This is a genomic window from Clostridium nigeriense (assembly GCF_900086595.1).
GTDB classification, from domain to species: domain Bacteria; phylum Bacillota; class Clostridia; order Clostridiales; family Clostridiaceae; genus Clostridium; species Clostridium nigeriense.
In genome coordinates, this window is record NZ_LT575472.1 from 305,784 (window position 1) to 318,304 (window position 12,521).

Sequence of the window (12,521 nt, forward strand, 5' to 3'; positions counted from 1 at the left end):
AAAAACAAAAACAGGCGTATTTTAATAATGTAAACAAAATATTAATGTTCGTATTATTTTAGTTTATAGTTAATTTATACAAAAAAATAGGTGGTAAATAAGATTAAAAAGAAAAAAATAATAAAATATTTAAAAAAGAGTAAAAAATATATTGATTAAATACGAACGAAATGATAATATAATTATATAATATTCGATTAAGTGAAAGAGGTAGTTTTATGGAAAAGTTTTTTAAACTTAGAGAAAATGGAACAGATGTTAAAACGGAATTAATAGCAGGTTTAACGACATTTCTTACTATGGCATATATTTTATTCGTAAATCCTTCTATTTTATCAGCAGCAGGTATGGATAAAAATGCAGTTTTCGTTGCAACTATAATTGCTTCAGTAATAGGAACGTTAGTAATGGGATTAGTAGCTAATGTACCTTTCGCACAAGCTCCAGGAATGGGATTAAATGCATTTTTTACATTTACAGTAGTATTTGGACTTGGTTTTACTTGGCAACAAGCTTTAGCTATGGTATTTATTTGCGGAATTATTAATATAATTATTACTACTACTAAAATAAGAAAAATGATTATACAAGCTATTCCAAAATCACTTCAATATGCAATATCAGGTGGTATAGGTTTGTTTATTGCATTCTTAGGAATAAAACAAGCACATTTCATTACATTCACAGGTGATGCAGCTAACCAAATTGCTTCATCAGAAGGTTCAGCAATATTTAATAGTGTAAATTTAGCAATAACTGATTTTAAAGATCCAGTTGCATTATTGGCATTAATTGGATTAGTAATTACACTTGTGTTAATGCTTATAAATTTTAAAGCAGCGATTTTATTAGGAATTCTTTTAACTACAGTAATAGGAATTTTTATGGGAGTAACTCAAGTACCAGACTTCTCACAAATAAGCTTTGGTATTCCAAGTATAGCACCAACATTTTTTAAATTAGATTTTGCAGGATTATTTAGTGATCCTTCTAAAATATTCTTAGTATTTACTACAATCTTTGCATTTTCATTATCTGATACTTTTGATACTATTGGTACATTCTTAGGTACAGGAAGAAAAGCTGGAATATTTGATGATAATGATGAAAAATTATTTGAAAGTGGAAATAATTTTTCATCAAAGTTAGAGAGAGCATTATTTGCAGATGCAACAGCAACATCAATAGGAGCTCTTTTAGGTACAAGTAATACAACAACATATGTTGAAAGTGCAGCAGGAATTGGACAAGGTGGAAGAACAGGGCTTACTTCAGTTACAGTAGCAGGATTGTTCTTAATATCATTATTCTTAGCACCAATAATGGGAATGGTACCATCAGCAGCAACAGCACCAGCATTAATAGTTGTTGGAATTTTAATGATGGAATCCTTCAAAAATATTGATTGGGGCAATTTTGAAATAGCTATGCCGGCATTTTTTGTAGTAACATTTATGCCTTTCACTGGAAGTATTTCAAATGGTGTTGCAGCTGGATTTGTAACATATTGTATAACTAAAATAGTTAAGAAAGAAGCTAAGGATGTTCATCCAATAATGTATATAGTAAGTGCATTATTCTTACTAAACTTTATAATTAATGCATTATAAAAATAGAGTACAATACAAAATTAATTTTGGGGATAAATAATATTTAATATAGCTGTGTATATATCATATTAATATGATATATACACAGCTTTTGTTTTTATAAAATATGAGTTGTGTATATTATTAAAATATATAATAGGGTATAGATGATAATAATATTTATATTTTATCTATAATATGATATATTAAAAATTAAAGTTTAATATCTAATATATAAAATGGAGGATTTTTTATGGGTAAACCGTATGGTAGGAGCTGTGTATTAATAACTGGTGCTACTACTGGTATAGGATATGAATTAGCCAAGCTTTATGCAAAAGACGGAAATAATTTGATTTTAGTTGCAAGAGATGAAGAAAGATTACAAGAAGTTAAAGAGGAATTAGATTTGTACAATATTAAAGTTTATATTCTTTCTTTAGACTTAGCTGAGGATAACTCTTGTGAAAAAGTATTGGATTTTGTGAATAAAAAAAATCTATCTGTGGATATTTTAATTAATAATGCTGGTATAGGTTCTTTTGGATATTTAAGTGAAATAGAAATGGAAAAGGAACTTAAACTAATAGATGTAAATATTAGAGCTTTAACAGAGTTAACAAAGATATTTTTACCTACTATGATAGACCATGGAGAAGGAGGTATAATGAATGTAGCTTCTACAGCAGCTTTTTGTGCTGGACCAAAGATGGCTACGTATTATGCTTCAAAATCCTATGTACTTAATTTTACTGAAGCTTTATATGAAGAGTTAAAGGGAAGTGAAATTAAAGTAAGTTGCTTATGTCCAGGACCTGTAAGAACTAATTTTCAAGAAAAGTCGGGAATAAAAAAGAGTGAGGCTGCTAAAAATACGTTAATGACCCCTAGGGAAGTGGCTAAAGTTGCTTATAAAGACTTTAAAAGGGGAAAACTAATAATAATTCCTGGATTTAAAAATAAGGTAATCATATTATTAAATAAATTAATACCTAGAGCTTTATCGAGAAAGATAATATTGATGATGAACAAAGGATAGGTGAAAATGTTAGAGAAAAATTTAAAGGAAGATATTTTAGAATTATATGAAACATTAATAGATAATGGAATTACCTTTTATTATGGAAGTGAATCTATACCAACTGGGGAGATAACTTCCTTAGATATATTAGGAGATAATATTATTAAAATAGAATTAGATGAATTTCAAATATATGAAATAAGTATAGATGATTTTATAGAGTATCATTCTAAAGAAGGAGCTAATTATCATACTTGGCCTGATATCAGAAATTTTGATAACAAAATTTCTAAAATAGATAATTAGAGAAAAAACTCCTTAGGAGTTTTAGAAATGAAAGAATAAGAACTAAATAAAGAAAAATAAATAAAGGAATTCTGTCTTAGACTGAATTCCTTTATTATTTTTAATAATTAACTCATGTGAATTATAACATAAATTATGAATCACGCACTATTAATTCCTAAATATTACTTCTTCTTTTGAGAACATAAACTTAGCAAATATAATAGAAGCAACTATATATAATACATGCCATCCAAATACTATTGCTATATGTTTAATATCAAAAATTCCAACAGTAAATTCCTTCATTAAACAAATTGCATTAGTTATAGGAATATTGAAGAAAGCTGGGTTTATTCCTTTTGCATCCATCATATATGGTAAGAAGGATAAAATCATTGTAGGCATTGTTATTGCAGCTAAGTATGAATTGGCTTCCTTTGTAGATCTTGCATATATACTTACTGAAATTTGTAATGCTGACAAAGTAACTAAAACTAATGATCCAACTATTAACATACCAACTATAGTTTGAGGTGTTAAATTAAACTCTACATTTCCTTCACCAAAATTCATGAACTTCTGCATTGAAAATACCATAGCGGCTAAGTTTGCAAGTAATGCTATAAATGAAACTGTGCAGAGGGCTGTTATTTTACCCCAAAGTAATGAGTACCTTTTTGCTGAAGTAGAAAGTAATGGTTCAAAAGTGAATCTTTCCTTTTCACCAGCTCCAAGATCTGCAGCCATACCAACTGTAGAAGATACCATAAGAATTACTATTAATGTAGGAATCATTGTAAGAAGCATTGAAGCTACTGCATTAACTTCTTCACTATCAACATTTATACCAGATTTAATATTAACTTCAAAAGGTTTTAGTATTGAAGGATTTATCCCATTTGCAGTTAATCGTTGTTCGATTATAGTATTTTTATAGTTTTCATATATTTCGTTAACCATGCTACTTGCAATCATTGATTTATTAGATTCTTCATCTATTAATAAATCAATAGTATCATTTTTGCCAGCAGCTATATTTTCATCAAAGTTTTCAGGAATATTAATTATAAGCTGAATGTCACCATTTTTTAAAGCTTCAGTAGGAGAATCCACATCTGGTAGTTTAACATTTTCTAATGAGGTAATAACTTTTGCCATAGTAGAATCGGTATCCCCATCTATATAAATATTAATTTCTTTTTCTACATCAGATTGTGCCTTTTCCATTGATGAAGACATGAATTTAAACATTAATGGATAAATAAGAATAGGAAGTATTAATGTAAATACTAATGTTTTTTTATCCCTTACTATATCTAAAAGTTCTTTCTTTAAAACTGTTAAAAAGTTACTCATTAGCATGTCCTCCTATAAGCTTTAAGAATGTTTCTTCTAAATCATCATTATTATATTTTTCTTTTAAATGAGGTAAAGTGCAATTTTCTAATAATTTTCCTTTATTTATTATTACAACTCTATCACAAAGTTTTTCTACTTCTTTCATTGAGTGACTTGAAAATAATATAATTTTATTTTCAGCCTTACATTGAAGTATAAAATCTTGTACTATTCTAGCAGCGCTGACATCCAAACCAGTAGTAGGTTCATCAAAAAGCATAACAGATGGATTATGAACTATTGACCTAGCAATAGAAATTTTTTGTTTCATACCTCTTGAATATTTACCAACAGGCTTATTTATATAGTCTTGCATTTCAAAGCTTTTAGCTAGTACATCTATTCTATCATCAGCTTCTTTTTTGCTCATTCCATAAAGGTTAGCAAAATATCTTATGTTTTCTCTGCCTGTTAACCTATCGTATAGACCTACATCGCCACCAAAAAGTATCCCTATTTCTTTTCTAACTTTTTCAGGTTGCGATTTTACATCAATTTCATTAACTTTAATATTACCTTCTGATATTTCTAGCATGGTAGAAATCATCCTTAGTGTAGTTGTTTTACCTGCTCCATTTTCTCCAAGTAGTCCAACAATTTCTCCTTTATTAACTGAGAGTGATAGATTATCAACTACTTTTACTTTTTTAAAATTTTTACTAACATTGTTTAATTCCAGCATGGAAGTACCTCCTTATAGAATTCGTGGTATAAAATATTTCTTTAAGTGTTAATATATACTATATTATATCATTGAAAAATAAAATATCAAGATAAATTATGAAAATATTTCCTAATTTGTCTTGATTATATAATAATATAATAATTAAAATCTTTCTATTACTATAAGTCACTATATTAATGACTTAAGTAATTATTTAATAATAGAGATAGAACATTTAAAATAAAAAAATCTTTAAAATATAAAATGAATAAAAATAATAAAATATGAATAAATATACAAAAGAGATATTATTATAAATAAATATAGTATATGATAATAATAGGTATATAATATGAGAGTTATCTACTATCTATATATTTATATCAGTAAATTGTTTAGAAAAATTATAATTTAAATGCAATAATGAATAATATCTATATGCATAAATATTAGTATGAAATTTCTTGACATATAGATAGATAAAATATAGAATATTATCAAAAGGATAAAAAATTATCAAAAAGATAATTCATAAGTTAAAAAGTACACTTTAAATTGGTCCTGTGAGGCCAGAAAGGGAGTATATAATTATGGTATATTTATATTCACAAAATAATTGCATAGCTATGTCAGTAAGGACCTTTTCTAATACTGATATTAAATATAGAAGGATAGTAGGGAGAGAACCGTAAATCGTTGTCTCCTTAGTATCCTTTTTATTTTAGTAAGATAAGCTTTTATGAAGTGTATTTTTAGCTAAAAATTTTTAAATTTTAGGAGGGCTAAATATGAAAGCAAAGCTAATATTAGAGAACGGCATGATTTTTGAAGGAAAAGCCTTTGGATACTTAAAAGACAGTATCGGAGAAGTGGTATTTACTACAGGAATGACAGGCTATCAAGAGGTTTTAACAGATCCATCTTATTATGGACAAATAGTTACTATGACTTATCCTCTTATAGGAAACTACGGAATAAACTTAGAGGATATGGAATCAAAATCACCAAAGGTTAAGGGATTTATAGTAAGAGAAAAGTGTAATTTCCCAAATAACTTTAGATGTGAAATGGACCTTGAAAGCTATTTAAAACAAAATAAAATTATAGGTTTAGAGGGAATAGACACAAGAGCATTAACTAAGGTATTAAGAAATTATGGAACTATGAAAGGTATGATTTCTTTAGAAGATATTACTTTAGATGATGTAAAAGAAAGAATAGAAGGATTTTCTAATAAAGAAGCAGTTAGTATAGTAAGTACAAAAGAAAAGTACACAATAGATGGTAAAGGTAAGCACGTAGCAATAATTGACTTTGGAATAAAGGAAAATATAATTAGAAACTTTAAAAATAGAGATTGTAAATTAACAGTATTTCCAATGAGTGCAACTTCAGAAGAAATTTTAGAAGTAAATCCAGACTTAGTATTTTTATCAAATGGACCTGGTGACCCAGAAGATTTAGGAGATGTAATTGAAAATATAAAGAAGTTAGTAGGTAAAAAACCTTTAGTAGGTATATGTTTAGGACATCAACTTTTAGCACTAACTTTAGGTGGAAAAACTACTAAATTAAAATTTGGTCATAGAGGATGTAATCATCCAGTTAAGGACTTAGAAGAAAACAAAGTTCATATTACATCACAAAATCATGGATATGTAGTTGAAATATTACCAGAAAATGTTGTAGCAACACATGTAAATATAAATGATGGAACTATAGAAGGAATGAAGCATACAAGTCTTCCAATATTCTCAGTTCAGTTCCACCCAGAAGCTGCAGCAGGACCAAAGGATAGCGAATATATATTTGATAAATTTATAAAGTATGCACTATAGGAGGGTTTAAGATATGCCATTAAATAAAGATATTAAAAAAGTTTTAGTTATAGGATCAGGTCCAATAGTTATAGGACAAGCAGCAGAGTTTGATTATTCAGGAACTCAAGCTTGCCAAGCTTTAAAAGAAGAAGGAATAGAAGTAGTATTAGTAAACTCAAATCCAGCAACTATTATGACTGATGCAGAAGTTGCTGATAAGATTTATATAGAACCATTAACAGTGGAATTTTTAGAAAAAGTTATAGAAAAAGAAAGACCAGATAGTTTATTAACAGGTATGGGTGGTCAAACTGGACTTAACCTAGCAGTAGATTTATATGAAGCAGGAATTTTAGATAAATACAATGTAAAAGTAATTGGTACATCTATTCAATCTATTAAAGAAGGGGAAGATAGAGAGCTTTTCAGAAATATGATGAATAGAATTAATGAACCAGTTATTCAAAGTGAAATAATAACTGACTTAGAAGCTGGTGTTAACTACGCAAACACTATAGGTTATCCAGTAATAGTAAGACCAGCATATACACTAGGGGGAACTGGTGGTGGAATAGCTGATAATGAAGAACAGCTTAGAGAAATATTAGCATCAGGTTTACAATTAAGTACAATAGGACAAGTTCTTTTAGAAAAGTCAGTTAAAGGATGGAAAGAAATAGAGTACGAAGTGATGAGGGACTCTTATGGAAACTGTATAACTGTATGTAATATGGAAAACATAGACCCAGTTGGTATTCATACAGGAGATAGTATAGTTGTTGCACCATCTCAAACATTATCTGATAAAGAATATCAAATGCTTAGAACTTCAGCAATAAATATAATAAATGCTGTAGGAATTGAAGGTGGATGTAATGTACAATTTGCGTTAAATCCAAATTCCTTTGAATATGCAGTAATAGAAATTAATCCAAGAGTTTCTAGATCATCAGCTCTAGCATCAAAAGCTACTGGATATCCAATTGCTAAACTTGCTGCAAAAATAGCTTTAGGATATGGATTAGATGAAATTAAAAATGCAGTTACTCAAAAGACATATGCTTGTTTTGAACCAACATTAGACTATGTAGTAGTCAAAATTCCAAAGTGGCCATTCGATAAGTTCTTTACAGCAGATAGAGCTTTAGGAACAAAAATGATGGCAACTGGAGAAATAATGGCTATAGGTGCTAACTTAGAAGCAGCACTTTTAAAGGGAATAAGAAGTTTAGAAATAGGAAAATACTCATTAGATCATCCAAAGTTTAAAGAGTTAAGCATTCAAGAATTAAAAACAATAGTAGTTAAACCAGATGATGAAAGATTATTTGCTTTAGCTGAAATGATAAGAAGAGATTATAGAATTGAAAGCATAGCAAAGATAACAGGAATAGATATATTCTTCTTAGAAAAATTCAAATGGATAGTAGAAGAAGAAACTAGATTAAAATTAAGTAAAATAGAAGATTTAGATAAAGAATGGTTATTAAATTTAAAGAAAAAAGGATTCTCAGATAAGGCTATAGCTGATATGCTAAAGGTTAGTCCAGAGGATATATATAGATTAAGAACTATATGGAATATTAAGCCTGCATACAAGATGGTTGATACTTGTGGTGGGGAATTCGAAGCTTTATCACCATATTACTACTCAACTTATGAACAATTTGATGAAGTAGAAGTATCTGATAAGAAAAAGGTAATAGTTATAGGTTCAGGTCCAATAAGAATAGGACAAGGTATAGAATTTGATTATGCTTCAGTACATTGCGTAAAATCATTAAAGAAAATGGGGATTGAAACTATAATAGTAAATAATAATCCAGAAACAGTAAGTACAGATTTTAATATTTCTGATAAATTATACTTTGAACCATTAACTGAAGAAGATGTATTTAATATAATAGAAAAGGAAAATCCACATGGAGTTATACTTCAATTTGGTGGTCAAACAGCTATAAAATTAGCTAACTTCTTAAAGGAAAAAGGAATTAAAACTTTAGGAACTACAGCAGATCAAATTGATATGGCTGAAGATAGAGAAAAGTTTGATGAATTATTAGAAAACCTAGGAATTGATAGACCAAAGGGTAAGGGTGTTTGGACTATGGAAGAAGGTTTAGAAGAGGCAAGAAGATTAGGCTTCCCAGTATTAGTAAGACCTTCATATGTTCTTGGTGGACAAGGAATGGAAATTACTCATGATGAGGACGAACTAAAGTATTATTTAAAAAATGCTTTTGCAAAGGATAAAAAGAATCCTATATTAGTAGATAAATACTTAATGGGTAGAGAAATAGAAGTAGATGCTATATCTGATGGAGAAGAAATATTAATTCCAGGAGTTATGGAGCATTTAGAAAGAGCTGGAGTTCACTCAGGAGACTCCGTAACTATGTACCCAAGTCAAAATATAAGTGATGAAATAAAGGCTAAGGTTTTAGATTATACAAAGAAATTAGCAGTTGCTATAGGTATAAAGGGTATGATAAACATTCAGTTCATAGAATTTGAAGGAGAGCTTTATATAATAGAAGTTAACCCAAGAGCATCAAGAACTGTTCCATATATAAGTAAGGTAAGTAAGGTGCCAATAGTAGATTTAGCTACAAAAGTAATGCTTGGACAAAAATTAAAAGATTTAGGATATGGTGTAGATATATATAAAGAGCCAGAATTAGTATCTGTTAAGGTTCCAGTATTCTCAACTCAAAAGCTTCCAAAGGTTGAAGTGTCTTTAGGACCTGAAATGAAATCAACAGGAGAAGTTTTAGGTGTAGGAAGAAATATTAAAGAAGCTTTATATAAAGGATTTATAGCTGGAAGTATGTATCCTTCAAATAAAAAAGGAAAGATATTAGCAACTATTAAAAAGCATGATAAGGAAGAATTTTTACCTATAGCAAAGATGTTAGCAGCTGTTGGATATAAGTTTGTTGCAACAGAAGGGACAGCTAAGCTTTTAAGAGATGCAGATATAGAGGTTGAAGTAGTTAGAAAGCTACATGAAGAAAGTCCGAATATATTAGATGTAATAAAGAATAAGGAAGTAGATTTAGTAGTTAACACTCCAACAAAGGGAAATGACTCTAAGAGAGATGGTTTTATAATAAGAAGAGCTGCTGTAGAAAGAAATATTGGTGTGATAACGGCTTTAGACACTTTAAGAGCAATAGCAGAAGTTAAGGTTCATGAAATAGAAGATAAAGATTTAGAAGTATTTGATATAACAAAATAGAGGAAAATATAAAGGAGCTGTTTAATACAGTTCCTTTATTCTTTGGGAAATTATAAAAAGTTTACCAAAGTTATTGACAATGAACGTGTGTTCGGTTAATATATTTATAGAACTTATGTTTGCTCGGAGGGGTTATAATGAATAATGATATTTTTGTAAAATTGAATTATAAAACAATTGGAGAATTTAAGAGCTTAATAGTAGATAGACAACATAGAGATTATGATAATAATAAATATATGATTTGTACGGGAAAGTACGATAAAAATGGTTGGACCTTTATATTTAAAGCAAATAGCTTAAAAGAAGCAGAAGAATTTATTAATAAAAATTCTATAAAAAGAAAAAATATAATTAATAAAAAAAGAATAATTGAAGACAACATCTCACTAATGAATAGTGATAAAATACATATTCCAGCTTGGATATAAAATAAAGACTCAGAAAAGATCTGAGTCTTTATTTTATATATTATTAATGCATAGTGGTAATTTTATAATAAAATTAGTTAACTCATTATTGCTAGTTACACTTATATTTCCATTATGTTTTTCTATTAATTCTTTTACTATGTATAGTCCAAAACCATTATCGCCATCTTTATTTCCTTTAGTTGAGAAGCCTTCTTCAAAAATTTTATCAATAATGTTTTCATTAATTTGTGGACCATTATTTTGTATATGTATTACTACGTGATTTAAGTTATAGTAACTTTTAATCATTAGTAAGCCTCTACCTTTTAACGCATCAACAGAATTTCTTACAATATTAGAAAGGATTCTTTGGAGGTCTAATTCATTTATGTTAGTATCTTCTAAATTGGCTCTTTCATCTATTAAAATATCTACATCCATTAAATTAGTTGAGTTTATTACTTGAGATATAATTGAGTTTTCTGAAGTTAAAACTGTTACTTGGGATGAAATATCATATCCAGCTATTATTCCTTTTAGGAGTTGTCCTAACTTTTCGTAATTTCCCATTAGATAGGATCCATATAAATAAGAAATTTGTGATCCATAATCATGCTTTATCTTTTTTAGTTCATTAATTTTTTTTTCTAATTCTACATTTAATCTAAGAATTTCGTTTGATTTTCTATCTACATTAGCAAAATATAGAGTAAGAAAAATAATAAAGATTCCAAGAAAGATAAAAATTATCTCTTTAAAAATAGGATTTTCTTTATCACTATAAATAAATAAAAATGATACTATAAAATCTAGTACTAATGTAGTTATAATTAAAGTAAGAGTTGATGAAATTCTTGACTTAATAATTAAGTTAATCCTATATATGAAGCTCATATTAGTTAAAACTAAATATGAAATAATGAACTGAGGTACGTACATAACTAATATATTTACATAGGTTACATTAAGATTTGTGTTATTAATTAAAAACATAAATATCCCAAAAGATACAATTACATTTATTCCAATAACTAAGTAAATAATACTATATCCAATAGTTGCACATAGCTTATCCTTTTTATAAGCAAAAAGAGTAAAAAAAATTAGTTCCTCTATATGAATTATAATTATTGATAGACTAGAATTTCCTAGTATATAAGTATTTAACGTCATAATTAACCAAAGAATAATTACTAACATAAACCTTTGTATATTGTTTTTTTTATGTTCTTTACTTACACAATAATTTGAGGCAGTAATAAACATAAAACTTTGAATAATACTATTTAAAATATCAATTAATCCTGAATACATATTTAATAGTTCCTTTATCTTAAGCTTTCAATTGATTTTGTAATTAAAAATCCTCTGTATTAATATATACTATATATAAATAATATACAACATTTATACATTGGTATTATTTAATAAATCAGTGCTTATTTCTATAATTTCAGTATTTTTAGGTTTGAATTTAAGCATTTCATCAAAGGGTGTATTAGTTATATAACATTGCAAAGACATAATTACCGCACTATGAGTTACAATAACAACATTATCAGAGTTATCCTCAATAATTTTATGTATTGATTTTAAAACTCTTTTAAGCATATCATTATATGACTCTCCATTAGGGGTTTTAGTATATCTTCTATTTAAAAACCATTCTCTATATTCTATAGGATATTTTTTCTCAACCTCGCTCCATGACAAGCCTTCCCATTCACCCATATTCATTTCTTCTAGGCCCTTCATAGGAAAGTAATCTATATTGCTATGTTTACTTAAAATTTCTGCTGTTTTAAGTGCTCTTTTTTGTGGACTTGAATAGATTTTCGAAAATTTATAATTAAGTTTTAATAACTTTTCAGTCAATTCAATGGATTGCTTTACTCCATTATTATTAAGCTCACTATCATAACTTCCTTGTATTTTACCGGCAACATTCCAATCAGTTTGTCCATGTCTAATAAAAATTAATTTCATAACTACCTCCCACATTAGATATACAATATAAAAAATAATTAATTGTATACTATAATTATAATTATAGCATACACAAAATTCCATAAAATCTGGTGTTATATCAT

10 protein-coding genes are annotated in these 12,521 nt (G+C 27.8%); 6 read left to right on the top strand and 4 right to left on the bottom strand.

Annotated elements, in window-relative coordinates:
• The first annotated feature begins 218 nt into the window (after nt 1-218).
• From BN6774_RS01755 to BN6774_RS01765, 3 genes are all read left to right on the top strand, one after another.
• Complete coding sequence (locus tag BN6774_RS01755) at nt 219-1,610, top strand: NCS2 family permease (protein WP_066889492.1); 1,392 nt, start codon at nt 219-221, stop codon at nt 1,608-1,610.
• Nucleotides 1,611-1,842: 232 nt separating this feature from the next.
• Nucleotides 1,843-2,628 carry an SDR family NAD(P)-dependent oxidoreductase gene (locus BN6774_RS01760; protein ID WP_066889494.1) on the top strand — a complete coding sequence of 262 codons (786 nt, stop codon included), beginning with the start codon at nt 1,843-1,845 and terminating at the stop codon, nt 2,626-2,628.
• Between the two features lie 6 nt (nt 2,629-2,634).
• Nucleotides 2,635-2,916, top strand: a complete 282-nt coding sequence (locus tag BN6774_RS01765; RefSeq protein ID WP_066889495.1) for a hypothetical protein — start codon at nt 2,635-2,637, stop codon at nt 2,914-2,916.
• Nucleotides 2,917-3,066: 150 nt separating this feature from the next.
• Here BN6774_RS01765 and BN6774_RS01770 read toward each other — a convergent pair whose 3' ends face one another.
• Nucleotides 3,067-4,254: an ABC transporter permease gene (locus BN6774_RS01770; protein ID WP_066889497.1), complete on the bottom strand. Its 1,188-nt coding sequence runs from the start codon at nt 4,252-4,254 to the stop codon at nt 3,067-3,069.
• Nucleotides 4,247-4,978, bottom strand: coding sequence for an ABC transporter ATP-binding protein (locus tag BN6774_RS01775; protein WP_066889499.1), 732 nt, complete (start codon nt 4,976-4,978; stop codon nt 4,247-4,249). Before BN6774_RS01775 ends, BN6774_RS01770 begins: the two co-directional genes overlap by 8 nt.
• Nucleotides 4,979-5,748: 770 nt before the next feature.
• Here BN6774_RS01775 and BN6774_RS01780 point away from each other — a divergent pair.
• The 3 genes from BN6774_RS01780 to BN6774_RS01790 all read left to right on the top strand — a co-directional run bounded on the left by BN6774_RS01780 (nt 5,749) and on the right by BN6774_RS01790 (nt 10,449).
• Entirely contained in the window at nt 5,749-6,798 is a 1,050-nt protein-coding gene (locus BN6774_RS01780; protein ID WP_066889501.1) for a carbamoyl phosphate synthase small subunit, read from the top strand.
• A 13-nt stretch (nt 6,799-6,811) separates the two neighbouring features.
• The gene (gene carB / locus BN6774_RS01785; RefSeq protein ID WP_066889503.1) at nt 6,812-10,018 is read left to right on the top strand and encodes a carbamoyl-phosphate synthase (glutamine-hydrolyzing) large subunit; all 3,207 of its coding nucleotides are present in this window, start codon (nt 6,812-6,814) and stop codon (nt 10,016-10,018) included.
• Nucleotides 10,019-10,155: 137 nt separating this feature from the next.
• Nucleotides 10,156-10,449 (top strand): hypothetical protein, encoded by a 294-nt coding sequence (locus BN6774_RS01790; protein ID WP_066889505.1) that lies wholly within the window; start codon nt 10,156-10,158, stop codon nt 10,447-10,449.
• Nucleotides 10,450-10,482: 33 nt separating this feature from the next.
• On the opposite strand, the gene BN6774_RS01795 is transcribed toward BN6774_RS01790, so the two are convergent.
• Both BN6774_RS01795 and BN6774_RS01800 read right to left on the bottom strand, forming a co-directional pair.
• Nucleotides 10,483-11,745, bottom strand: coding sequence for a sensor histidine kinase (locus BN6774_RS01795; RefSeq protein WP_066889507.1), 1,263 nt, complete (start codon nt 11,743-11,745; stop codon nt 10,483-10,485).
• Nucleotides 11,746-11,838: 93 nt separating this feature from the next.
• Nucleotides 11,839-12,417, bottom strand: coding sequence for a histidine phosphatase family protein (locus BN6774_RS01800; protein ID WP_066889509.1), 579 nt, complete (start codon nt 12,415-12,417; stop codon nt 11,839-11,841).
• Nucleotides 12,418-12,521 lie beyond the last annotated feature (104 nt).

What these genes read in the sequence shown, in the direction of transcription:
- BN6774_RS01795 (WP_066889507.1), bottom strand. Translation starts at nt 11,745, where the DNA reads ATGTATTCAGGATTAATTGATATTTTAAATAGTATTATTCAAAGTTTT.
- BN6774_RS01755 (WP_066889492.1), top strand. Translation starts at nt 219, where the DNA reads ATGGAAAAGTTTTTTAAACTTAGAGAAAATGGAACAGATGTTAAAACG.
- carB (WP_066889503.1), top strand. Translation starts at nt 6,812, where the DNA reads ATGCCATTAAATAAAGATATTAAAAAAGTTTTAGTTATAGGATCAGGT.
- BN6774_RS01765 (WP_066889495.1), top strand. Translation starts at nt 2,635, where the DNA reads ATGTTAGAGAAAAATTTAAAGGAAGATATTTTAGAATTATATGAAACA.
- BN6774_RS01775 (WP_066889499.1), bottom strand. Translation starts at nt 4,978, where the DNA reads ATGCTGGAATTAAACAATGTTAGTAAAAATTTTAAAAAAGTAAAAGTA.
- BN6774_RS01800 (WP_066889509.1), bottom strand. Translation starts at nt 12,417, where the DNA reads ATGAAATTAATTTTTATTAGACATGGACAAACTGATTGGAATGTTGCC.
- BN6774_RS01780 (WP_066889501.1), top strand. Translation starts at nt 5,749, where the DNA reads ATGAAAGCAAAGCTAATATTAGAGAACGGCATGATTTTTGAAGGAAAA.
- BN6774_RS01790 (WP_066889505.1), top strand. Translation starts at nt 10,156, where the DNA reads ATGAATAATGATATTTTTGTAAAATTGAATTATAAAACAATTGGAGAA.
- BN6774_RS01760 (WP_066889494.1), top strand. Translation starts at nt 1,843, where the DNA reads ATGGGTAAACCGTATGGTAGGAGCTGTGTATTAATAACTGGTGCTACT.
- BN6774_RS01770 (WP_066889497.1), bottom strand. Translation starts at nt 4,254, where the DNA reads ATGAGTAACTTTTTAACAGTTTTAAAGAAAGAACTTTTAGATATAGTA.